We start from the raw sequence: 23520 nt of genomic DNA, 5'->3' as shown, positions 1-23520 counted from the left end.
CGTGAGAGAGGTTTCCGCAGAGGGACCGCGAAGGAACCGTCGGGTTACTGCGGCGGGTTGCCGTGCTTGCGGGACGGCAGGTCCGCGTGCTTGGTGTGGAGCATGGCCAGGGAGCGGATGAGGACCGCGCGGGTGTCCGCGGGGTCGATCACGTCGTCCACGAGACCGCGCTCGGCCGCGTAGTACGGGTGCATCAGCTCGGCCTTGTACTCCTTGACCATCCGGACCCGCATCGCCTCGGGGTCCTCGGCCTCGGCGATCTGCCGACGGAAGATGACGTTGGCGGCGCCCTCGGCGCCCATCACGGCGATCTCGTTGGTCGGCCACGCATAGGTGAGGTCGGCGCCGATGGACTGGCTGTCCATGACGATGTAGGCACCTCCGTACGCCTTGCGCAGGATCAGGGAGATCCGGGGGACGGTCGCGTTGCAGTAGGCGTAGAGCAGCTTCGCGCCGTGGCGGATGATTCCGCCGTGCTCCTGATCGACGCCCGGAAGGAACCCGGGGACATCCAGCAGCGTGATGATCGGGATGTTAAAAGCATCACACATCTGGACAAAGCGTGCAGCTTTTTCGGATGCCTCGATATCCAGGACACCCGCGAGGGACTGCGGCTGGTTGGCGACGATGCCGACGACCTGGCCGTCGAGCCGGCCGAGGGCGCAGATGATGTTGCGGGCCCAGCGCTCGTGGACCTCCAGGTAGTCGCCGTCGTCGACGATCTCCTCGATGACCTTGGTCATGTCGTACGGCCGGTTGCCGTCGGCGGGGACCAGGTCGAGGAGGACGTCGCCGCGGCGGTCCGCCTCGTCGGAGGGCTCCACGCGGGGCGGGTTCTCGCGGTTGTTCTGCGGGAGCATCGACAGGAGGTAGCGCACCTCGGCGATGCAGGTCTCCTCGTCGTCGTACGCGAAGTGCGCGACGCCGGAGGTCTCGGCGTGCACGTCCGCGCCGCCGAGGCCGTTCTGGGTGATCTCCTCGCCGGTGACCGCCTTGACGACGTCCGGGCCGGTGATGAACATCTGCGAGGTCTCGCGGACCATGAAGACGAAGTCGGTGAGGGCGGGGCTGTAGGCCGCGCCGCCCGCGCAGGGGCCGAGCATGACCGAGATCTGCGGGATGACACCCGACGCCCTGGTGTTGCGCTGGAAGATGCCGCCGTACCCGGCGAGTGCGGAGACGCCCTCCTGGATACGGGCGCCCGCGCCGTCGTTGAGCGAGACCAGCGGGGCCCCGGCCGCGATGGCCATGTCCATGATCTTGTGGATCTTGGTGGCGTGGGCCTCGCCCAGCGCGCCGCCGAAGATCCGGAAGTCATGGGCGTAGACGAAGACCGTACGGCCCTCCACCGTGCCCCAGCCGGTGATGACACCGTCGGTGTACGGCTTCTTGGCCTCCAGACCGAATCCGGAGGCCCGGTGCCGGCGCAGCTGCTCGACCTCGTTGAAGGAGCCCGGGTCCAGCAGCAGCTCGATGCGCTCCCGGGAGGTCAGCTTGCCCTTGGCATGCTGCGCCTCGGTCGCCTTCTCGCTGGGGCCGGCCAACGCCTGGGCACGAATCTCGTGCAGTTCGGCCACCCGCCCGCGCGCGTCCGTCGGCTCACCCGGTGCCTCATCCAAAACGGTCATGTAGCGACCATACGAAGCCGAGCGAGGAAAGCGGTCCGTCGACTCCGTACAGTCTCCGGCGTGTTTTCCTGGTACCCCTGAACAGAACCCGGTCGGCATGCAGGCGAACCGACTGCTCAGGGGGTGTGGGGCTTGTAGGGGTCACACAAAGCCGGGTCGGGTTCCTCAGGGGAGAGTCAGCTCACAGGTGTGCGTGGCGCAGGCCGTGCCGGGGGTGACGCGGAGGCGCAGGCGGCCGGGGGCCGACTCCAGCACCTCGACCGGGTCGTCCGCCCGGATCACCGTGCGGAACGGGCCATTCCAAATGATCTCCATCGGCTCGCCCGTGCGCGGTGGTTCGCTCACGTGGAGGGTAGCGGTCCTCCCCCGGCGGCGGACCAGCACGCTCGCCCCGGCGGAGGCCGTCAGCGGGCCCACCGTACCGGGCTGCCAGAAGTTCGCGCCGATCAGCCCTAGCGAGGGGACGTGGACTGCCTGGCGGGCGCTGTCGTTGGCGAGGATCGACAACCAGCGCCGGTCGGTGGCACGGGCCTCCACGGCGTGGCGCGAGGCGCCGGGCATGAGCAGATAGGCGTAGTCGGCGTTCACCGGATCGGTGCCGTGATCCAGCCAGAGGGTCTGCCAGCGCCGGGTGCGGCGCTCGGTCGTGCCGGCGGTGTTGATGTCGGACCAGGCGCCGGTGCGGTCCTCGCGGAGGGTGCGGAGGGTGTGGTGGGTGCGGTGGGTGCTCAGGGCGCCGTCCGCGGACCTGCCGCCCGGGAGGACCCAGCCGCCGTGGCCCTCCAGATGCGCCCAGCCCCGGCCGCGTACGAGGGGCCGGGGAGCCGCCGTACCGCCGCTCTCGCCCAGGTTCCGGTTGTCGACGACCGTCTCCACCGGGACGCCGTCCGCGCAGCTGATGCCCGCCCCGAGGCAGATGACGGCGTCGGCGACGCAGAACCAGGACTTGTGGGCCCGGAGCGTGGAGCCGAGCCCTTGGAGGTGCTGGCCGATCGCCGCGTACTCGCCGTCGGTGGTGCCGCCGACCCAGCGGACGGCGGGCTTCGGCGCACCCCATTCGCCGCCCTCCCGGTCCGCGAGCCGTTTGGTGGAGACGGTGGTGCCGGGGAGGCGGTACCAGTCGACGGTGGGCCAGAACCAGTCGGTGTACTGATCGGCCCGGCCGCCGTGCCCCTCGGCCCACCAGAGGGTGGCGCCCGCGCCCGTGTGCCAGCCGCGCGGGTTCTCGCCGTTGCCGCACTCGTAGTGGGCGATGCGGTCGGAGGCCATGGCGATGTTGACGGTGAAGTCCGGGCGGCGGTGGACGGCCCGGTCCATGGCCGGGAAGAGCCGGTGGCCGACGGGTTCGGGCGCGGCGGCGACCGGGGACGCGGCGACGGCGTGCAGCCGGGCGAGGTCGGCGACGCCGAACTGTCGTGCCGTGAGGATCGGTGTCACGGTGTCGCGTGCGATCCAGCCCTTGATCCGCCCGTGCCACCGCTCGCGCTCGGCGGCGTCCGCGCCGAGCGCGAGCAGGGCGATCGCGGCGATGATCCCGTGACCGTGGAAGTGGTCGCCGCGCAGGATGTGCCGGTCGTCGCCCTTGAGGTAACCCCGGCTGATGGCGCGGCCGTTGACGCTGTCCATCACCAGCCCGTCGAGGATGAGCGGCGCGTACGCCCGTTCCACGGAGTCCAGGACGATCCGCCGGTTCGGGTCGGTCACCTCCCAGGTCGACCCGGCCAGCAGCGCGAAGAGCCGCCCGAGGCCGTCGAGCAGGACCTGCCCGTACGTCCCCGAGTAGGCGACCCAGGTGTGCTGCACGAAGGAGCCGTCGGCGTACAGGCCGTCGCCCCGGGTGGCGTACGGGAAGACGGGTGAGAGGGCGTCCCGGGCCAGGGCGATCTTGTCGGGGGCGCGGCCGAGGATGCCGCGCAGGGCGACGGAGCGGCAGAGGTCGACGCGGTTGGCGCCGGTTGAGGTGCCGGTGTAGTCGCGGAGCATGGCGTCGGGGATGAAGTGGTCGACCGCCGCGCAGGCCTCGGCGCGGCGCGCGGGCGTCAGTTCGTCGTGCAGGGCGGTGACGATGTCCAGCAGGAGGCGGGGGCTGCCGATCTGCCACTCCCACCAGTTGCCGTAGCGGGTGGTGGAGGGGTTGTAGACGGTCGCGGTGAGGTGGTCGAGGCCGCGCACCACGTCCGCGAGGAGGGCGGGGTCGCCGGTGGCGCCGGTGCCCGGCTGTGCGTACGCCTGGGCCATCGTCCACAGGCGGCTGTAGCTCTTGGTGATCCCGGCGGGCGGGTCGAAGGGGTGGCCCGGCCAGAGGGAGCGGGTGGTGGGCGCCATGGCCGCGCGGAACGCGTGGGCGAGGTCGCCGGTCTCGCGCAGCCGGGTGGCGTAGGGCTCGGTGGCGGGGTCGTAGCCGGTGCCGAGCGCGAGGGCCGTCCAGCGGCGGCGGAGGGTGTCGTACTCGTCGTCGGAGGGCCCGTCGGCCGGCCCGTGGGAGGGCTCGCCCGCAGGCCCGTCGGGGGCGTGCGCGGTGGGGCCGGGCGGGGGCGAGGCCGCCAGGGTGGCGGCGAGGAGCAGGACGGTGCGGCGTGTGGGGGTCATGCCCATGCCGTGTATCACCTGAGGTACGCGATATCAACGCTGCGTGACACAATGGTCACCGGAACGACAAGGTTGAAACTTGAACGGAATAGGTCTACGGTAGGCCGTGTTCAGTTCGTTGAACATTGAATGACATCACTCAAGGAGCACGCCATGGGCATCTTCGGCCGCAGCACCACGACCACCGACACCGCCACCGCCGCCGCGGTGAACCCCGAGCTGGCGGCGCTGACCGGTGACTACACGATCGACGCGTCCCACACCACGATCGGCTTCACGGCCCGCCACGCCATGGTCACCAACGTCAAGGGCGGCTTCCTCGACTTCACCGGCAGCCTGCACCTGGACGGCTCGGACCCGTCCCGGTCCACCGCCTCCCTCGACGTCACGATGGAGAGCATCGACACCGGCAACGCCGACCGCGACGGTCACCTGAAGAGCGCGGACTTCTTCAAGACGGAGGAGTTCCCGACGATGACCTTCCGCTCGACCGAGGTGGAGGCCCTCGGCGGTGACGACTACCGCATCACCGGTGACCTCTCCATCCTCGGCACGACGAAGCCGCTCACCATCGACCTGGAGTTCAACGGCGCCGCCAAGGACCCCTTCGGCAACGAGCGCGTCGGCTTCGAGGGCAAGGCGGAGATCCTGCGCTCCGAGTGGGGCCTCACCTGGAACGCGGCCCTGGAGACCGGCGGCGTCCTGGTGTCCGACAAGATCAAGCTGAGCTTCGACATCTCGGCGATCCGCAACGCGTGAGCCGCCCGGCGGCGGCACCGAGCCGTTCCGCCGCGCCTCGTTGAGCACACCCGCCCTCCGACTCCCCGTATCAGGAGGGCGGGTGCTCGCATGTCCGCACGCGCGCGTGGAGTACGCCGCATCCCTCAGCGGTCCGCCCGGTCCTCCTCCAGCCTCCTGACCGTCGCCGCCACCTGGGCGGACAGACTTCGTGGGGTGCGCGCCCGCGGCACCCCGAGCATGGCGAGGTAGCGCTCCGTCCTGCCGAGCCCGTCGAAGGCGGCCTTCGCGCGGGGGTTGCGCTCCAGTGCGGCCCGGAGTTCCTCGGGGACGGCGGCCTCCTTCTGCGACTCGTACGCCGCCGCCCACCGCCCGTCCGCCTGCGCCGCGGCCACCTCCGCGAGACCACCGGGCCGCATGCGTCCGGCGGCGCTCAGCTCCGCCACGCGCCGTACGTTCACCCTCGACCACTCACCGCCGGGCCGGCGCGGAGTGATCCGCTGCGGGAAGTACGACTCGTCCAGGCGCCGTCGCGTGCCGGTGATCCAGCCATGGCAGAGGGCGACGTCGTTGACCTCGCCCGCGGTGACCGAACGCACCCCGCCGCCCTTCTTGGCGACCTTCACCCAGAGACCACCGGAGGGCGGTGCGGGGTGGGCGGCCAACAAGGCGTCGAGGTGGGCGGCGTCGGGGAACGCGTGCGGTTCGGAGCCCTCGGGGATGGTCATGCTCCGCACGGCAGCGAGGCGGCAGGACGGTTCCTGGCCTATATGGCCATGCCGCGGGCTGGCTGGTTCACGCCTCTTGTGTGGGAGCTTTCGGCGTTCTCATAATCCTGCAACAGAAATTGACCTGGGCATGCCATCGAGGGCGATTTCCTGCCGTCCGATTGGCATGCCTACGTCATATCTGCGCTTCGGTAGTACGCGTCATCGCACACGTCATCGCATGTCAACCCCCCACGGAAGGCATCACGTTGAAGCGACTCATCACCGCTCTGAAGAGATGCGCGGTTGTCGGTGCCGCCGCGCTCGCGATCGCCAGTCTGCAGCCCGTGTCGGCGGCCGAGGCCGCGCCGGCGCCGGTGGTCGGCGGAACGCGGGCCGCGCAGGGCGAGTTCCCGTTCATGGTCCGGTTGTCGATGGGCTGTGGCGGCGCGCTGTACACACAGCAGATCGTGCTCACGGCCGCGCACTGTGTCGGCGCGACCGGCAACAACACCAGCATCACGGCCACCGCCGGTGTCGTGGACCTGCAGAACACCAGCGGCCGGGTCCAGGTCCGCTCGACCAAGGTGTACCGGGCCCCCGGCTACAACGGCGACGGCAAGGACTGGGCGCTCATCAAGCTCGCCTCCCCCATCAACCTCCCGACGCTGAAGATCGCCACGACCACCGCGTACAACACCGGCACCTTCACGGTCGCCGGCTGGGGCGCGGCCACCGAGGGCGGCGCCCAGCAGCGGTATCTGCTCAAGGCGACCGTGCCGTTCGTGAGCGACGCGACCTGTCGTTCGTACAGCGGCTACAGCGGTCTCATCGCGAGCGAGGAGATCTGCGCCGGGCTCACGGCCGGTGGCGTCGACACCTGCCAGGGTGACTCCGGCGGTCCGATGTTCCGCCGGGACAACGCGGGCGAGTGGGTCCAGGTCGGCATCGTCAGCTGGGGCATAGGCTGCGCCCGGCCCAACGCGCCCGGTGTCTACACCGAGGTGTCCACCTTCGCGTCCCAGATCGCGGCGGGTGCGGCCACTCTCTGAACCGGCTCACGCGTCAACTCCCGTACGACGTCCACGGGCCCGGCGGCTCACCGCGCCGGGCCCGTGCGCGTGCGCGTGCGCGTTGCCATGGCAGGGCGGGCCGGCGTCGGGGACGGTGCCGGGGACAGGGACAGGGACAGGGACAGGGACAGGGACAGGGTCGGAGCCGGGGCCGGTGCCGGTGCTCAGAAGCCGCCGCTGAAGTCCCCGCCACCGCCGAAGTCTCCGCCGCCGAAGCCGCCGCCGAAGTCGTCCGAGTTGAAGTCGCCGCCCGAGACGTCGCCGCCCCCGTAGCCGGAGCCCGCGCCGAAGTCGCCGTAGCCGGAGCCGTACATGGCCGCGTAGGACGGGGTGGCCATCATGCTGCCGAGCAGGGTGCCGACGAGGAGGCCGGGGAGGAGGGCGCCGCCGTAGTAGCCGCCCGCCCAGGGGCCGTAGGCGGGGCCCGCGTCCCAGTAGGGCCGGCGTCCGCCGGAGGCCGTCTCCACCTCGCGGATCATGGGGTCCTGGCCGTCGGCGAGCCGGGCCCGGTCGGCGGCGCAGACCGGGACCTCGCGTTCGGTGCCGGTGCCCGGGGTCCACAGGACGTCCGCGGCGGAGGGGCCGTGGCGGGGGTCGAAGAAGCAGGGGGCGCGGCGTTCGGGGAGGGGGAGGCCCTGTCTGCGGGCCGCGAGCTGGGTGAGGGAGAAGCGGCCGTCCTCCAGGGTCCGGGTGACCGCGCGGACCTCCTCGGGGCGGGTGGCCGCCGCCATGAGGGACTTGGCCTTCTCGTACGCGTCCAGGGCGCGCTCGTAGTCGGCGCGCATCGCGTCGTCGGCGCCCGCCTCGGCCGGGTGGAAGTCCAGCCGGTCCAGTTCCTCGCCGAAGGCCGTGATGTCCTCGTCCACGACCACGGCGAGCTTGGCCAGCGCCTCGCGGCGTTCCTCCTCCTTCTTGCGGCGGCTGCGGCGGACCAGCGCGTACGCGCCCGCACCGCCCGCGACCACGACGGCGCCCGCGACCGCCAGGGCGCCGGTGTCCACGCCCGTGTCGGCGCCGCCGCTCCAGCTCGACGGGGCCGTGCCGCCCGGGTTGCCGCGCAGGGCGTCGTCCACGAAGTCGTTGAGCTGGGCCTTCGGGTCGCCGGCGCCCTGGACCGAGGTGACCAGGTTCCGCACGGCCTGCTGGCTCAGCACCCCGCTGTCGGCGCGGGCGTCGAAGCGGTCGCCGAGGCGGACGGCGTAGAGACCGGTGATGCCCGTCTCCGTGCGCAGGTTCTGGAAGAGGTTCGCGGTCGGCTGGTCGGCCGGGAGGACCGCCACGAAGATCGGCTCGTCGGCGTCCTCGATCTTGTCGGCGAGGGCCTCGGCGTCCGCCGAGGAGAGCAGGTCGGAGGCGCCCGGGGCGACATAGACAGGGCTCTCGCGCAGGGCCTCGGCCACCGTCGAGAGATCGGTGGCCGCGTGCGCGCCGGGCGCACCGACCGACAGCACCGCCAGGGTCGCCGCGGCGAGCGGCGCGATCAGCAGGCGGAGGAGGAGACGACGTCGACTCGGTACGCCTTTCATATCTTCGAAGCTACCTCGATCGCCGCCAAAACGGACGATCCGATCAATGACTGAGCGGTGAAGCGGGGCGTCCCGTCGTCCGGCACGCCGCCAGCCACCGCCCAACTCCCGTTTTCCTTTCGTGACTTGATAGGAGTCGACCGTCGACTTGGGTGGGGACCTCGACGGCTGTACAAACGTTCGATAGGGGTGGGTCACGCAGTGCGACGGGGTGGTGGAACGGGGGTGAGCGGAATGCTGCGCAGGGTTCTCGCGGTGGTGGGTTCGGTGGCCGGGGTGGCGCTGTTGAGCGGCTGCTCGGCGGAGGATCTGCCGCTGGCGGCGGTGACGGTCGACGCGGAGGGGGCGACCCGGGTGCTGGTACGGCCGTGCGACGACGACCCCTACGAGGATCCGACGCTCTCCGGCCGGCCCGGTTCCCACGAGGACGAACCGAGCGACGACGAGACGGACACGACGGTCTGGACGGCGGACGGTGAGTGGTCGGGCGACGAGGAGTTCCCGCTCTTCTCACCACCGGACTTCTGGGAGGCCGAGGCCAGGGGGGAGCAGCGGCTCGTATCGGGGCACACGTACCGGTTCGTCCTCTACGGCCAGACCGACGACTACGCGAACGGGGCGGTCTCCTTCACCACGGGGGATCTGGGGCGGCTGGAGTCCGGGCAGGTGTGGGCGGACGACCGGGCGATGAGTGCGGCGGAGTTCGAGGAGCTCGCGGAGGGGGCGTGTTGAGGGGGCGGTGAGGGGTGCGTTGTCGGGTGCGGGTGAGTGGGGCTTCTCGCGCGGTTCCCCGCGCCCCTGAAAGGGCCGCAGGCCCTGACGGGCCCGCGGCCCTTTCGGGCCGAAAAAGCATGGGGCGCGGCCCCTGCTTTTTCAGGGGCGCGGGGAACCGCGCGACCAGCCCCCACCGGACCGGCGGCCGACAACGCACCCCCCGGCCAATCCCGCGGAGCGCTACTCCGGTTCCACGCCCGCCCGCAGCAGCCCGTACGTGTACGCGTCCTCCAGTGCCTGCCACGACGCGGCGATCACGTTGTCGGCGACGCCCACCGTGGACCACTCGCCCGTGCCGTCCGTCGTGGAGATCAGCACACGGGTCGTGGAGTTGGTGCCGTGCTTGCCCTCCAGGATGCGGACCTTGTAGTCGACCAGCTCCAGCTTGGCGAGCTGGGGGTAGATCTTCTCCAGGGCGACCCGCAGGGCGCGGTCGAGCGCGTTGACCGGGCCGTTGCCCTCCGCCGTGGCGACGAGGCGTTCGCTCTTGGCCCACAGCTTGACCGTGGCCTCGTTGGCGTGGCTGCCGTCGGGGCGGTCCTCGACGATGGCCCGCCAGGACTCCGTACGGAAGTACCGCTGCGGCTTGCCCGCGACCTCGTCGCGCAGCAGGATCTCGAAGCTGGCGTCGGCGGCCTCGTACGTGTAGCCCTTCAGCTCGCGCTCCTTGACCCGCTCGACGACCCGGCCGACCAGCTCGCGGTCGCCGCCGAGGTCGACGCCCAGCTCCTTGCCCTTCAGCTCGATGGAGGCGCGGCCCGCCATGTCGGAGACCAGCATCCGCATGGTGTTGCCGACCTGCTCGGGATCGATGTGCTGGTACAGATCCGGGTCGACCTTGATCGCGGAGGCGTGCAGACCCGCCTTGTGCGCGAAGGCGGAGACACCGACGTACGGCTGGTGGGTGGAGGGGGTGAGGTTGACGACCTCGGCGATCGCGTGCGAGATACGGGTCATCTCGCGCAGCGCGCCCTCGGGGAGGACCTTCTTGCCGTACTTCAGCTCCAGGGCGGCGACGACCGGGAAGAGGTTGGAGTTGCCGACGCGCTCGCCGTAGCCGTTGGCGGTGCACTGGACGTGGGTCGCGCCCGCGTCGACGGCGGCCAGGGTGTTGGCGACCGCGCAGCCGGTGTCGTCCTGGGCGTGGATGCCGAGGCGGGCGCCCGTGTCGGCCAGCACGGTGGCCACGACGGCCTGGACCTGGGCGGGGAGCATGCCGCCGTTGGTGTCGCAGAGGATGACGACATCGGCGCCGGCCTCGGCGGCGGCCCGTACGACGGCCTTGGCGTACGCGGGGTCGGCGCGGTAGCCGTCGAAGAAGTGCTCGCAGTCGACGAAGACCCGGCGGTCCTGGGAGCGGAGGTAGGAGACGGTGTCGCGGACCATCTCCAGGTTCTCGTCCAGGGTGGTGCGCAGGGCCAGCTCCACATGGCGGTCATGGGACTTGGCGACCAGGGTGATCACCGAGGCGCCGGAGTCGAGCAGGGCCTTGACCTGGGGGTCCTCGCTCGCCTTGCCGTTCGCGCGGCGGGTGGCGCCGAACGCGACCAGCTGGGCGTGTTTGAAGTCGATCTCGCTCCGCGCGCGGGCGAAGAACTCGGTGTCGCGCGGGTTCGCGCCCGGCCAGCCGCCCTCGATGAAGCCGACGCCGAAGTCGTCCAGGTGCCGTGCGATGGCCAGCTTGTCCGCGACCGTGAGGTTGATGCCCTCACGCTGGGCGCCGTCGCGCAGGGTGGTGTCGAAGACGTGGAACGAGTCGTCCGGCTCGCTGGTTTCCGTCATGGTGTCAAGGCTCCTGCTGTTGGATCCCGCTGGATCTCGGTCTGTACCGGAATGACCGGCTCCACCGCCCCCAATGGTCCCTCACGCTGCGCTCCCGGCTGAAGGTGGGCCAGAAAAGCGAAAAACCCCTCGCGGGTGCGAGAGGTCTGCGCGCGGGTCGAAGACGACGATGGCCGCCCGTACCTGGTCGTACGTGACGGTCACTGCGGACCGGCGCGCCTGCTGCCAATAATCGTGGCGAACGAGAGCACGGGGGCAGTCTGGCACAATCCGTCCCCGCGCTCACCGTCCGTCTCAGGATGCGAACAGCGCGCTGATCATCCCGTGGCCGTCCGTGATCACCGGGCGGTCGATCGCGGGTCCGCGAGTGTCACGACCGGCGCTGTCGGCCCAGTGACTCGTCGAGGAACTCCCGTACGTGGGACAGGATCTGGTCACGGTCCGTCCCGCGCAGGCCGATGGCCACATGGATGGAGAAGCCGTCGAGCAGGGCCCGCAGCCGGGCGGCGAACCGGTCCGGGTCCACCGCGCGGAACTCCTCCTTCGACACCCCCTCCGCGAGCAGCGCCACCAGGTCGCGGTGCCGGGCTCCCTCGATGGCGGCCTGCCGGTCGCGGGCGTCGTCGGCGGCGTTCTGCGAGCGGTTCCAGACCTCCAGCCAGAGCGTCCAGTGCGGGTCGCGGTGGCCGTCCGGGACGTACAGGTCCACATACGCTTCCAGCCGTTCGCGGGCGGTGCCCGTCCGGGTGAGCAGCCGGGCGCGTTCCGCGCCGAGCCGGTCCTCGCTCCACTCCAGGGTCCGCAGCAGCAGTTCGTGCTTGGAGTGGAAGTAGTAGAGGAGATGGCCGCTGCTCATGCCGACCGCACGGCCGAGCGCCGCCATGGTCAGCTTCTCCGGGCCCCGTTCGGCGATCATGCGCATGGCGGCGGCGAGGACGTCCTCGCGGGGCGGGGCGGTGTTGCGGCGCCGGGCCGCCGTGGGGGGCGTGAGGCGTGGCGAGGACGCGGGTGAGGGCGGCGACGGGGGCGGTGGCGGTGGCGTGGTCATCGGTACGTTTCTACCTGACGCCGGACGTCCGTCCTCGGCTGCCGGGTCCGGCACCTCCTCACTCCCTCGGTTTAGAACATCACTCCAAACAGGAGGGGCCCACGCGAGGAAGAACGCGAAGCAGGAAGGCGACTCTCGATTGAGCAACGCTCTAATGGAAGGGGGCCAGAACGCGGCAGGGCCGCCGCGGACGAGATGTCCGCGGCGGCCCTGCCGAGGGGGAGGTACGGCCGGCGTCAGCCCAGCTCGTGCATCCAGCCGTGCTTGTCCTCGACCGTGCCGCGCTGGATGTTCAGCAGCGCCTCGCGGAGCTTGAGGGTGACCGGGCCGGGCTCGCCGCCGGACTGCTGCCAGGCGGCGCCGGTGCGCTTGACCGTGCCGACGGGGGTGATGACGGCGGCCGTACCGCAGGCGAAGACCTCGGTGAGGGCGCCGCTCTCGGAGTCGGCCTGCCACTGGTCGATGGAGATCCGGCCCTCCTCGGCGGTGTGGCCGAGGTCGGCGGCGACGCTGAGCAGGGAGTCGCGGGTGACGCCCTCCAGGATGGAGCCGGTGAGGGAGGGGGTGACGATGCGGTCGCCGTACACGAAGTACAGGTTCATGCCGCCCAGCTCCTCGACCCACTTGCGCTCGACCGCGTCGAGGTAGCAGACCTGAGCGCAGCCCTCGGCCGCCGCCTCGGCCTGGGCGAGCAGGGAGGCCGCGTAGTTGCCGCCGGTCTTGGCGTCGCCCATGCCGCCGGGGACCGCGCGGACGTGGTCCTCGGAGACCCAGATGGAGACGGGCTTCACGCCACCGGGGAAGTAGGCGCCGGCCGGGGAGGCGATGACCAGGAAGAGGTACTCGCCGGCCGGCTTGACGCCCAGGCCGACCTCGGTGGCGATCATGAAGGGCCGCAGATAGAGGGATTCCTCGCCGCCGTGGGCCGGGACCCAGGCCTGGTCCTGGCGCACCAGCGCGTCACAGGCCTCGATGAACGTCTCGACCGGCAGTTCCGGCATGCCGAGCCGGCGGGCGGAGGCCTGGAAGCGGGCCGCGTTCTTCTCCGGGCGGAAGGTGGCGACCGACCCGTCCGGCTGCCGGTAGGCCTTCAGACCCTCGAAGATCTCCTGCGCGTAGTGCAGGACCATGGTGGCCGGGTCCAGGGAGAGCGGCGCGTACGGAACGAGCTGGCCGTCGTGCCAGCCGCGGCCCTCGGTCCACTTGATGACGACCATGTGGTCGGTGAAGTGGCGGCCGAAGCCGGGGTTGGCCAGGACCGCGTCGCGCTCGGCGTCGGAGAGCGGACTCGCGGAGGGCTTGAGCTCGATCGTGGTCGTCATGAGTGGTTGTCCTTCACCGGTTGTGTGTGACGGGCCGCGTGCACATCCGCACCGCCGGTGGCGAGTGCTAGGACGCCCGAGCACTGCCTCATTCGGCGGCTCCGCGTTCGATTATCGCAAGCGGAGTCGGCGGACGAAAACGGCGTGAAAACGGTGTGAATACGACCCAGGGATGATGGTGACACCCGGCGGGGACATACGAAAGCCGCCGGGTGCAGGTGCGACCCGGCGGCTTCGGAGGAATTCGGAGAATTCGAGTGAGCGCGGCAGGTCAGCCGGCTACTCGTACGGCGAGGGCGTCGCCGATCTCGTCCGTCGAACGGGCGGGCTTGCCGACACGCTCCGCGAGGTCGGCGGAGACGGCCTCCTCGATGCGCACGGCCTCGGCCTCGTAGCCGAGGTGGCGCAGGAGCAGGGCGACGGACAGGACCGTGGCGGAGGGGTCGGCCTTGGCCTGGCCGGCGATGTCCGGGGCCGAGCCGTGCACCGGCTCGAACATGGACGGGAACTCTCCGGACGGGTTGATGTTGCCGGAGGCCGCGACGCCGATACCGCCGGAGACGGCGGCGGCGAGGTCGGTGATGATGTCGCCGAAGAGGTTGTCGGTGACGATCACGTCGAACCGGGCCGGGTCGGTCACCAGGTAGATGGTGGCCGCGTCGACGTGGATGTAGTCGGTGGTGACCTCGGGGAACTCCTCGGCCACCTTGTTGAAGATGTTCGTCCACAGGTGACCGGCGAAGGCCAGCACATTGTTCTTGTGGACGAGGGTGAGCTTCTTGCGCGGGCGGGCCTGGGCGCGGGCGAAGGCGTCGCGGACCACGCGCTCGACACCGAAGGCCGTGTTCACGGAGACCTCGGTGGCGACCTCGTGCTCGGTGCCCTTCCTGATGGTGCCGCCGTTGCCCGTGTACGGGCCCTCGGTGCCCTCGCGGACCACGACGAAGTCGATCTCGGGCTGACCGGCGAGCGGGGTGGCGACACCGGGGAGCAGCTTCGACGGACGCAGGTTGACGTGGTGGTCGAAGGCGAAGCGGAGCTTGAGCAGGAAGCCGCGCTCCAGGACCCCGGAGGGGACGCTCGGGTCGCCGATGGCGCCCAGCAGGATCGCGTCGTGCCGCTTCAGCGCGTCGAGGTCGGCGTCGGTGAGGGTCTCACCCGTCGCGTGGTAGCGCTTGGCGCCGAAGTCGTACTCCTTGGTCTCCAGCTTCACATCCTGCGGAAGGACGGCGGAGAGGACCTTGAGTCCCTGGGCCACGACTTCCTGACCGATGCCGTCACCGGGGATCACTGCGAGATTGAGGCTGCGAGACATGACGGCACCGTACTCCTTGTCCCAGGGGATGACATGACGTGTCCGCGATACGGACGCACGAGGGGGTGGCCGGAAGGTGACGGTGCCCACACGTCACCCCGCGTTCACCCGTACGGGGGGCGGGTGTTGGGATTCGCTGGGAACTTCGTCGACATGACCCTGCTTTCCAGGGGGACACCCCCCGGACCCCCCGTACCCGACTTCGGCATCCCGCCGCAGCTCGCGCGCCGGATGAGCATGGCCGAGCAGCACGAGTACCTGCGGACGAAGCTGACCCGGCGCCGCACCCTGGTGACGGCCGGCTCGCTCGCGGCGGGCGGACTGCTGACCGGCTGCGGCGGTTCCGGTTCGTCGGCCTCGCCCAACGCGACGACCTCGGCGTCCTCGTCCCCGTCGCCCGCCACCTCCAAGCTGCCCGGCGCCGCCGTCACCCCCTTCGGCCGCCATCTGGCCTTCGGAGCCGACCCGAGGACGGAGATGCGGATCTCCTGGCAGGTGCCGCTCGCGGTGCGGAAGCCGTACATCCGGGTGGGGCCGAAGCCGGACGAGCTGAGCCGGAAGATCGACGCCGAGGTCCGCGACCTGCACACACCGGGCGTCGACGGCGTACGCCTGGAGCTGGACCAGTACTACCTGCACGCGGCCCTGGACGGGCTGCGCCCCGGCACGACGTACTACTACGGCGTCGGCCACGAGGGCTTCGACCCGGCCGCCCCGGCCCACCGCTCCACGATCAGCACCTTCCGCACCGCGCCCGCCTCGCCCGAGAAGTTCGTGTTCACCGCGTTCGGCGACCAGGGCGTCGGCAAGGCCGCGGCGGCCAACGACAATCTGATCGTCCGCCAGAAGCCCGCGTTCCATCTGCACGCCGGGGACATCTGCTACGCGAACGGCAACGGCAAGGGGGTGGAGTCGGACGGCTACGACCCCGCGTTCTGGGATCTGTTCCTCAAGCAGAACGAGTCGGTGGCCCGGTCCGTGCCCTGGATGGTGACGACCGGCAACCACGACATGGAGGCCTGGTACTCACCGGACGGCTACGGCGGCCAGGTCGCCCGCTGGTCCCTCCCGGACAACGGCTTCGACCCGCGCTCGTCCCCGGGGGTGTACGCGTTCACCTACGGCAACGTCGGCTTCGTGGCGCTGGACGCGAACGACGTGTCGTACGAGATCCCCGCCAACTTCGGTTACTCCGGCGGCCGGCAGACCGAGTGGCTGGACAGGAAGCTGGGTGAGCTGCGGGCGGCGAAGGGCGTCGATTTCGTCGTCGTCTTCTTCCACCACTGCGCCTACTCGACGTCCGCGCACGCCTCCGACGGCGGTATCCGCGACACCTGGCTGCCGCTGTTCACCAAGCACCAGGTGGATCTGGTGATCAACGGCCACAACCATGTCTACGAGCGGACCGACGCGGTCAAGGACGGCGCGGTCGGCAGGGCGGTCCCCATCGGCGCGTCGACCGACCCGACCCGGGACGGGATCGTGTATGTGACGGCGGGCGGCGGCGGGCGCGATCTGTACGGCTTCCCGTCCGGCGTGAAGGAGAGCTACGAGGGGCACGTCACCCGCCACGAGGCCGTCGAGACCTTCGAGTGGACCAGGTCGCGCAGGTCGAAGGCGGAGACGGTGGAGTGGTCGCGGGTGCGCTACCGGGGCTTCTCGCTGCTCTCGGTCGAGGCGGAGAGCGGCGCGCGGCCGGCCCTGAAGGTGTCGGCACTGGCCCAGGACGGCGAGCGCATCGACCACTTCGAGGTACGGCGCGGCGGCTGAGTCCGCTTCGGAGTACGGCGCGGCGCGTGAGTCGTCCTCCCACGGCCGCGCCGCACCGCGAACGGGTGCGGCTCCCGGCTGGTGGGGGCGCTCAGTGCCCGGTCGAACCGCCGTTGTCCCTGCGGTCGAGGGCGCGCTGGAGGGCGGCGGCAGCGTTCTTGCGGTCGGACTCGGTGGTCCGCGAAACGTGACGGACTCGGCGGCGGACGGTCGTCTCGGCCATGGGGAATCGACTCCTTCGAGGCATTGCGGAGTACGGAAACGGGAGGTGTACGAGACGCCGGGTGGGGCGGGGAGCGGGGCCGCAGGGGTTGCCTGCCTCGGGCTCCGGCTCACGACCGCCATTCGCTGGATCGAGCGAGACGTTCGGCTCCTACAAAGCTAGGTGAGGGGCGCGCGTCTGTCTCTACAAGTAGTCGGACTTCCTACTATCTGAGACGGTGGGTTGGGTCACACCGTGTTGACCTGCGGCTTCCATGATCTCGTCGGACATGGCGGCGCCCGGCACCTCCCTGGTGGAGGAGCCGGGCGCCGCTGTCGGTGGCCGATGTCAGCCCATGTGCGGGTACGTGTAGTCCGTCGGCGCGACCAGGGTCTCCTTGATGGCCCGGGTCAGGGTCCAGCGCATCAGGTTCTGCGGGGCCCCGGCCTTGTCGTTGGTGCCGGAGGCGCGGCCCCCGCCGAACGGCTGCTGCCCGACGACCGCCCCGGTGGACTTGTCGTTGATGTAGAAGTTGCCGGCCGCGTAGCGCAGCTTCTCCATCGTGTGCGCCGCCGCCGCCCGGTCGCCCGAGATGACGGAGCCGGTCAGCGCGTAGGCCGACACCGACTCCATCTGGGTCAGCATCTCCTCGTACCGGTCGTCCTCGTAGACGTGCACGGCGAGGAACGGGCCGAAGTACTCGGTGGTGAAGACCTCGTTGGCCGGGTCGGTGCACTCGACGACGGTCGGGCGGACGAAGTAGCCCACCGAGTCGTCGTAGGAGCCGCCCGCGACGATCGTGCAGGTCGGGTCGGCCTTGGCACGGTCGATGGCTGCCTTGTTCTTGGCGAAGGAGCGTTCGTCGATGACGGCGCCGACGAAGTTCGCCAGGTCGGTGACATCGCCCATGGTCAGATAGTCGACCTCCGCCGCGAACTCCTCCTTGAAGCCGGAGTTCCAGATCGACGCCGGGATGTACGCCCGGGAGGTCGCGCTGCACTTCTGCCCCTGGTACTCGAAGGCACCCCGGGTGAGGGCGGTCTTGAGCACGGCGCGGTCGGCGCTCGGGTGGGCGACCACGAAGTCCTTGCCGCCGGTCTCCCCGACCAACCGCGGGTAGGAGCGGTACTTCTCGATGTTCGCGCCGACCGTCTTCCACAGGTACTGGAAGGTCTTGGTCGAGCCGGTGAAGTGGATGCCGGCGAGATCACGGTGTTCGAGGGCCACCTCGGAGACCTCGATGCCGTCGCCGGTGACGAGGTTGATGACGCCCTTGGGCAGCCCGGCCTCCTCCAGCAGCCGCATCAGCAGCACGGCGGCGTGCGTCTGGGTGGGCGAGGGCTTCCAGACGACCACATTGCCCATGAGGGCCGGGGCGGTCGGCAGATTGCCCGCGATGGCGCTGAAGTTGAAGGGCGTGATCGCGTAGACGAATCCTTCGAGGGGGCGGTGGTCGAGGCGGTTCCAGACGCCCGGGGAGTTCGCCGGGGGCTGCTCGGCGAGCAGGTCACGGGCGTACTTGACGTTGAAGCGCCAGAAGTCGACCAGCTCGCAGGGACAGTCGATCTCGGCCTGCTGGGCGGTCTTCGACTGGCCGAGCATGGTGGAGGCGGCGAGCGTCTCGCGCCAGGGCCCGGCGAGGAGTTCGGCGGCGCGCAGGATGATCGCGGCGCGGTCGTCGAAGGACATCGCGCGCCAGGCGGGCGCGGCGGCGAGGGCCGCGTCGATGGCGTCCTGGGCGTCCTGCCGGGTGGCGTTGCCGTAGGTGCCGAGGCGGGCCTTGTGGTTGTGCGGCTGTACGACGTCGAAGCGGTCGCCGCCGCCCATCCGCTTCTCCCCGCCGATGGTCATCGGCAGATCGACCGGGTTCTCGGCCAGCTCCTTCAGCTTGGCCTCCAGCCGGGCGCGCTCGGGCGAGCCGGGGGCATAGCCGTGCACCGGCTCGTTGACGGGGGTGGGGACCTGGGTCACAGCGTCCATGGTTTCCATGTCTCCTTGACGTGAGCGGTGTCGTGAGCGGGCGGTGTCGTCAGGGGGTGGTGTCGTCAGGGGGTGGTGTCGGCTCAGCCCTTGCTGACCATCGAGCGGGCGAAGAAGCGCAGGTTCGCCGGCTTCTCCGCGAGGCGGCGCATGAAATAGCCGTACCAGTCGGTGCCGTACGCGGTGTAGACCCGCATCCGGTGGCCCTCGGCGGCGAGCCGCAGATGTTCGTCGCCGCGGATGCCGTACAGCATCTGGAACTCGTACTCGTCGAGCTTGCGCCCGGCCCGGCGGGCGAGTTCCTGGGCGATGGAGATGAGGCGCGGGTCGTGGGACCCGATCATCGGGTACCCCTCCCCGTCCATCAGGATCCTCAGGACGCGGACGTACGCCTTGTCGATCTCGGCCTTCTGCTGGAAGGCGACGGCGGCGGGCTCCTTGTAGGCGCCCTTGACCAGCCGCACCCGGCTGCCGTTCTCGGCGAGGCGGCGGGCGTCGGCCTCGGTGCGGAACAGATAGGCCTGGATGACACAGCCGGTCTCCGGGAAGTCCCGCCGCAGTGCGTCGTGGATGGCGAACATCGAGTCGAGGGTGGTGTGGTCCTCGGCGTCGAGCGTGACCGTCGTCCCGATCGCGGCGGCGGCCTCGACGACCGGCCGGACATTGGCGAGGGCCAGCTCATGGCCGCCGGGAAATGCAGGGGCGGGCCCGGAGGGCCCTCGGCCGAGGGTGGTGGTGGGCGACGGGAGGGACTGGCCGAAGAGGGAGAGCTTGACCGACATCTCGGCGCGGTCGCCCAGCTCCAGTTCCTTCAGCCGGTCGATCAGCTCCAGATAGGCGTCGCGGGCTGCGGCGGCCTGCTCCGGGCGGGTGATGTCCTCGCCGACGACGTCCAGCGTGACCTCGAGGCCCTTGCCGGTGAGATCCCGGACGACCGGGACGATGTCGTCGACCCGTTCACCGGGGATGAAGCGGTCGACGACCTGCTTGGTCACGGGCGCCGCCGAGATCAGGCGTCGCATCCGGTCGCTGCGCGACGCGGCGAGAATCACGGGACCCAGCACGGGGCACCTCCACAAACCAGCAGATAGAACCACCGTGAAACCTAAGGATCCCCCGCATCGCCGGCCATCGACAGCTGTCACGTATCCGTGCCGCAGATCTCAGACAGATGTATGAAGGCTCCTGGGAAATACGCGACAATGCCCGGGTGACCCCGGAAACCTCATCGCCCCACCCCATGGGTGGCTACCAGGACCTCGTCGACGAGATCTCCGGGCTGCTCGGCGCCCCCGCGACGCTGGAGAACCGCGACTTCGAGCTGATCGCGTTCGGCGCGTACGACAGCGAGGGCGACCTCGACCCGTCGGCCCTGGACCCGGTCCGCACCCGCTCGATCCTCACCCGCCGCTCGACGACGGCGGTACGGGAGTGGTTCGAGGGCTTCGGCATCACCCGGGCGACGGGCCCGGTCCGTATCCCGCCGACCCCGGAGGCCGGAGTGCTCCGGGGCCGTGTCTGCCTCCCGGTACGCCATCGGGGTGTCGTCCTCGGGTACGTCTGGCTCCTGGACGACGATCCGGGCCCGACCGACGCCCAGCTGACCGCCGCCATGGCCGTCGCCTCCCGGATCGGCGCCCTCCTCGCGGACGAGGCCCAGGCCGGGGCGGACCTCACCCGGGAGCTGCGCGCGGTGCTCACCACCGCGCGCGACTGGGAGCGCGACATGGCGGTGGCAGAGCTGCGCGCCGCCCTCGGCCCGCGCGGCGACGGCGTCCACACGATGGTGTGCGTGGCCCCCTGGCCGTCCGCCGATCCGGACGACGCCCCGTCCTTCCGTACGGTGCCGGGGGCGACCGCGCTGTGCACGGTGCCGTGGGGCACGGCGGGCCAGGGCCTGGCCCTGCTGGTGCGGCTGCGCTCGGCGGACGTACCCGCCCCGGCACTCACGGCCGCCGCACGACTGCTGGAGCGCGCGGGCGCGCACGCGGCGGCCGGTGTCTCGGACGCCCGCACGGGCCTGGCCGCGCTGGGCACCGACTGGCGGGAGGCCTCGGCGGCGGCGCGCGCCGCGCTGGCGGAGCCGAGGCTCGGCCCGATCGCCGAGTGGCGCTCGATCGGCCCGTACCGCCTCCTGACCGCGCTGCCGCCCGGCATCCCCCAGGACCCCTCCGTACGTCTCCTCCTCACCCCGGCCCACCGCGAACTCGCCCGTACCGCCGAGGCGTTCCTCGACCACGCGGGGCAGGCGGGCCGCACCGCCGCCGAGTTGGGCATCCACCGGCAGACCCTCTACTACCGCCTCTCCCGCGTCGAACAGCTCACGGGCCTGCACCTCACGGAGGGCGAGGACCGGCTGCTGCTGCACATGGCGCTCAAGGGGGCTCGGCTCACGACGACGCCGTAGGTCCGCAACTCGAAACAGCATGCCCACAACAACCCTTAGGCTGCTTCCGTCGGCCGGATCATCGGACCGGCGCATGGGGGATCAGGGGATCAGGGGGACGTGCGCAGTTGAACGACGCGACCGAGGTGTTCCGGCCGCTCCAGGCGGACGATCCGCCACAGGTGGCGGGCTACCGTCTCGCCGCCCGGCTCGGGGCGGGTGGCATGGGCAGGGTCTATCTGTCGCACACACAGGGCGGCAGACCGGTGGCCATCAAGGTGGTCCGCCCGGAGCTGGCCGACGACCCGGCGTTCCGGCGGCGGTTCGGCCGGGAGATCAAGGCGGCCCGGCGGGTGCGGGGCGCGTACACCGCCGAGCTGATCGACGCCGACGCGGACGACGTACCGCCCTGGCTGGCCACGCTCTATGTGCCCGGCCCGTCCCTGGCGGAGGCCGTCGGCCGGCGCGGGCCGCTGCCGGTGCCCGCCGTGCTGTGGCTGATGGCGGGGGTGGCGGAGGCGCTCCAGGCCATCCACGACGAGGGGATCGTGCACCGCGATCTGAAGCCGTCGAACGTGCTGCTGGCCGCCGACGGGCCCCGGGTGATCGACTTCGGTATCTCGGTGGCCGCCGACCTCACCTCGCACACCGCCACCGGCACCGCGGTCGGCACCCCCCAGTTCATGGCGCCCGAGCAGGCGACCGGGGGCGATGTCACGACGGCGACCGACGTGTTCGCGCTGGGCCAGACGGCGGCGTTCGCGGCCCTGGGCGAGCCGCTGTACGGCGACGGGCCGTCGGTCAGCGTGCTGTACCGGATCGTGCACTCGGAGCCCGACCTGTCCCTGCTGCCCGAGCCGCTCCGCCCGATGATGGCCCGATGTCTCGCCCTCGATCCGGCGCGGCGGCCCACTCCGGCGGAGGTCGTCGAGTGGTGCCGCGACCGGCTGGGCGGGGACGCCGGCGCGGGCGGCGGACCGGCCGTCTGGCGGGAGGTCACCGGACCGGAGGTCCCGCCCCCGCCCCCGCCGACGGCCCACCAGGCCACCGTCCCCCACCCGATACCGCAACCGACGCCGACTCGACCGATGGGTCCGCACGGGCCACTGGCACCGCTCGGGCCGATGGTGCCGAACGGGCCGATAGTGCTGACCGGCCCGATGGTGCCGCACGGGCCGATGAGCCCGTACGGCCCGATGAGGGCGATGGGGCCGAACGGGCCCGCGACGCCGGAACGGCCGGAGCAGCGACGCGCCCGGCGACGGCGTACCGCGCTGATCACGGCCGTGGCCGTGCTGGGCGGCGCGCTGCTGCTCACCGGCCTGGGCTGGACGCTCAAGGAGGGCGTGGACCGGTACCGCACCCGGGAGACGGCCTCCTCCTCGACGTCCGGCGGCGACCCGTCCGCACGGTCGTCGGCGTCCCCGTCGCACTCCGCCGCGGGCTCGGGGACAGGATCAGAGGGGGACTCGGGGACGGCGGACGGAGGGACCGACGGCGAACGGACGTCCGGGACGACGGACTCCTCCCCGACCACACCCCGGGACCCGCAACCCACCGCCTACCCCATGCAGTTCCTGTCGCAGACCAGCTCCGTCGACATCCGGAGCGGGGAGACCCGCGAGGACCGCAAGGGCGACGTCCGGCTCGCCTGTGAGGAGATCCTCTGCGCGCTGGAGAGCGACAAGAGCGTGATCACGATGATGTACGCCGACCCCGGAGCCACCCTGGAGACGTGCCGTATCGCCCTGTCCGGTGCCAAGAGCCACAGCTTCACGCTCTCCGGCGCGGCGGCCGGCAGCGAGTTCTGCGTCAAGCACCCCTCCGGAGACATCGCCCTGCTGGTGATCCAGGTGAAGTCGACCGCGCTCGGGGACCACGACGCCAGCTTCGTCACCGCGGACATGACGGTCTGGCCGAAGGCCTAGGCGGGCGCACGACGGTCCGGCCGAAGGCCTAGGCGGGCGGCACGACGGTCCGGCCCAGGGCCTGGACGCCGCCCGCCCCGGGCTCCGCCGCCGCCTCCATCACCAGGCGGAGCCCTTCGGTGAGGGCCTCCGCGTCGGGGGCGTTCTCGGGATCGAAGGTCCACTGGGCGACCAGGCCCAGCAGGAGGGTGAGGTAGAAGCGGCCGAGGGTGTCCGCGGCCGAGTCCGGGACGTCCTCGTCCCGGCCACCCATGAACAGCGTCACGATCCCGCGCGCCCCCTCCCGCTGGGCTCGCGCCAGATGCTCGCGCACCTCCGGCAAGTGGTCCCCCATGGCCAGCACCTCCATGCTGAGCCGCCACATGGAGCCCGGCTCCCGCATGGTCGCGACGGCGTTCGCCCACACCTCCCGGAACCGCTCGACCGAGCCGGGCGCGCTGTCGCTCCCGACCGCCTCGCCGCCGTCGAAGGTGTCCGAGATCTCCTCGACCATCGCCACGTACGCCTGCGCCAGCAAGGCGTCCTTCGAGCCGTAGTGGTAGCCGATCGAGGCCAGGTTGGTCCCCGACTCCTTGACGATGTCGCGCGCCGTCGTCCGCGCGAACCCCTTCTCCAGCAGGCAGCGCTTGGCGCCTTCCAGCAGATCCTCACGGTGTCCCATGCGGGTCAGCGTAGCCCGCGGGCCATACAAGCGTCCAAGACGGCCGTTTTATACAAGCGTACTAGACGAACGTATAAGACGTCCGTACAGT

General features: G+C 71.1%; 18 protein-coding genes. 6 read left to right on the top strand and 12 right to left on the bottom strand.

Annotated features, from left to right (window positions below; genetic code table 11):
- Positions 1–44: 44 nt before the first annotated feature.
- Positions 45–1628 carry an acyl-CoA carboxylase subunit beta gene (locus F9278_RS35035; protein WP_152171881.1) on the bottom strand — a complete coding sequence of 528 codons (1584 nt, stop codon included), beginning with the start codon at positions 1626–1628 and terminating at the stop codon, positions 45–47.
- A gap of 165 nt (positions 1629–1793) precedes the next feature.
- Complete coding sequence (locus tag F9278_RS35030; protein WP_152171880.1) at positions 1794–4223, bottom strand: polysaccharide lyase 8 family protein; 2430 nt, start codon at positions 4221–4223, stop codon at positions 1794–1796.
- Positions 4224–4370: 147 nt separating this feature from the next.
- On the opposite strand from F9278_RS35030, the gene F9278_RS35025 reads away from it, so the two are divergent.
- Positions 4371–4976, top strand: a complete 606-nt coding sequence (locus F9278_RS35025) for a YceI family protein (RefSeq protein ID WP_152171879.1) — start codon at positions 4371–4373, stop codon at positions 4974–4976.
- Between the two features lie 125 nt (positions 4977–5101).
- Here F9278_RS35025 and F9278_RS35020 read toward each other — a convergent pair whose 3' ends face one another.
- Positions 5102–5683, bottom strand: a complete 582-nt coding sequence (locus F9278_RS35020) for a YdeI/OmpD-associated family protein (RefSeq protein ID WP_152171878.1) — start codon at positions 5681–5683, stop codon at positions 5102–5104.
- A 248-nt stretch (positions 5684–5931) separates the two neighbouring features.
- Here F9278_RS35020 and F9278_RS35015 point away from each other — a divergent pair, with 248 nt between their 5' ends.
- A complete protein-coding gene (locus F9278_RS35015; RefSeq protein WP_152171877.1) occupies positions 5932–6714 on the top strand; it encodes a serine protease in 783 nt (260 codons plus the stop codon).
- Positions 6715–6899: 185 nt separating this feature from the next.
- Here the strand turns inward: F9278_RS35015 and F9278_RS35010 are convergent, their stop codons facing one another.
- Complete coding sequence (locus F9278_RS35010; RefSeq protein ID WP_152171876.1) at positions 6900–8261, bottom strand: hypothetical protein; 1362 nt, start codon at positions 8259–8261, stop codon at positions 6900–6902.
- Between the two features lie 234 nt (positions 8262–8495).
- Between F9278_RS35010 and F9278_RS35005 the strand changes: the two genes are divergently transcribed.
- A complete protein-coding gene (locus tag F9278_RS35005) occupies positions 8496–8993 on the top strand; it encodes a hypothetical protein (RefSeq protein WP_193242065.1) in 498 nt (165 codons plus the stop codon).
- Between the two features lie 222 nt (positions 8994–9215).
- On the opposite strand, the gene cimA is transcribed toward F9278_RS35005, so the two are convergent.
- From cimA to F9278_RS34985, 4 genes are all read right to left on the bottom strand, one after another.
- On the bottom strand, positions 9216–10817 hold the full coding sequence (gene cimA / locus F9278_RS35000; RefSeq protein ID WP_152171875.1) for a citramalate synthase: 1602 nt from the start codon (positions 10815–10817) through the stop codon (positions 9216–9218).
- Positions 10818–11187: 370 nt separating this feature from the next.
- Positions 11188–11739, bottom strand: a complete 552-nt coding sequence (locus F9278_RS34995) for a TetR/AcrR family transcriptional regulator (protein WP_152174315.1) — start codon at positions 11737–11739, stop codon at positions 11188–11190.
- 362 nt (positions 11740–12101) lie between these two features.
- Complete coding sequence (locus F9278_RS34990; RefSeq protein ID WP_152171874.1) at positions 12102–13187, bottom strand: branched-chain amino acid aminotransferase; 1086 nt, start codon at positions 13185–13187, stop codon at positions 12102–12104.
- 271 nt (positions 13188–13458) lie between these two features.
- Positions 13459–14502 (bottom strand): 3-isopropylmalate dehydrogenase, encoded by a 1044-nt coding sequence (locus tag F9278_RS34985; protein ID WP_152171873.1) that lies wholly within the window; start codon positions 14500–14502, stop codon positions 13459–13461.
- 153 nt (positions 14503–14655) lie between these two features.
- On the opposite strand from F9278_RS34985, the gene F9278_RS34980 reads away from it, so the two are divergent.
- The gene (locus tag F9278_RS34980; RefSeq protein WP_152171872.1) at positions 14656–16272 is read left to right on the top strand and encodes a purple acid phosphatase family protein; all 1617 of its coding nucleotides are present in this window, start codon (positions 14656–14658) and stop codon (positions 16270–16272) included.
- Positions 16273–16363: 91 nt separating this feature from the next.
- Here the strand turns inward: F9278_RS34980 and F9278_RS48295 are convergent, their stop codons facing one another.
- The 3 genes from F9278_RS48295 to F9278_RS34965 all read right to left on the bottom strand — a co-directional run bounded on the left by F9278_RS48295 (position 16364) and on the right by F9278_RS34965 (position 19518).
- Entirely contained in the window at positions 16364–16495 is a 132-nt protein-coding gene (locus F9278_RS48295) for a hypothetical protein (RefSeq protein WP_005479955.1), read from the bottom strand.
- 327 nt (positions 16496–16822) lie between these two features.
- Positions 16823–18454, bottom strand: coding sequence for an L-glutamate gamma-semialdehyde dehydrogenase (gene pruA, locus F9278_RS34970; protein WP_152171871.1), 1632 nt, complete (start codon positions 18452–18454; stop codon positions 16823–16825).
- An 83-nt stretch (positions 18455–18537) separates the two neighbouring features.
- Positions 18538–19518 (bottom strand): proline dehydrogenase family protein, encoded by a 981-nt coding sequence (locus F9278_RS34965; RefSeq protein WP_152171870.1) that lies wholly within the window; start codon positions 19516–19518, stop codon positions 18538–18540.
- Between the two features lie 176 nt (positions 19519–19694).
- On the opposite strand from F9278_RS34965, the gene F9278_RS34960 reads away from it, so the two are divergent.
- Both F9278_RS34960 and F9278_RS34955 read left to right on the top strand, forming a co-directional pair.
- Complete coding sequence (locus F9278_RS34960) at positions 19695–20861, top strand: PucR family transcriptional regulator (protein WP_152174314.1); 1167 nt, start codon at positions 19695–19697, stop codon at positions 20859–20861.
- A 107-nt stretch (positions 20862–20968) separates the two neighbouring features.
- Entirely contained in the window at positions 20969–22768 is a 1800-nt protein-coding gene (locus F9278_RS34955) for a serine/threonine-protein kinase (protein ID WP_152171869.1), read from the top strand.
- 28 nt (positions 22769–22796) lie between these two features.
- Here the strand turns inward: F9278_RS34955 and F9278_RS34950 are convergent, their stop codons facing one another.
- Positions 22797–23429 (bottom strand): TetR/AcrR family transcriptional regulator, encoded by a 633-nt coding sequence (locus F9278_RS34950; protein WP_152171868.1) that lies wholly within the window; start codon positions 23427–23429, stop codon positions 22797–22799.
- Positions 23430–23520 lie beyond the last annotated feature (91 nt).

This window comes from Streptomyces phaeolivaceus, assembly GCF_009184865.1.
Taxonomy (GTDB): domain Bacteria; phylum Actinomycetota; class Actinomycetes; order Streptomycetales; family Streptomycetaceae; genus Streptomyces; species Streptomyces phaeolivaceus.
The sequence above is the reverse complement of the archived record's forward strand: the minus strand, read 5'-3'. Positions and strand labels throughout refer to the sequence as shown.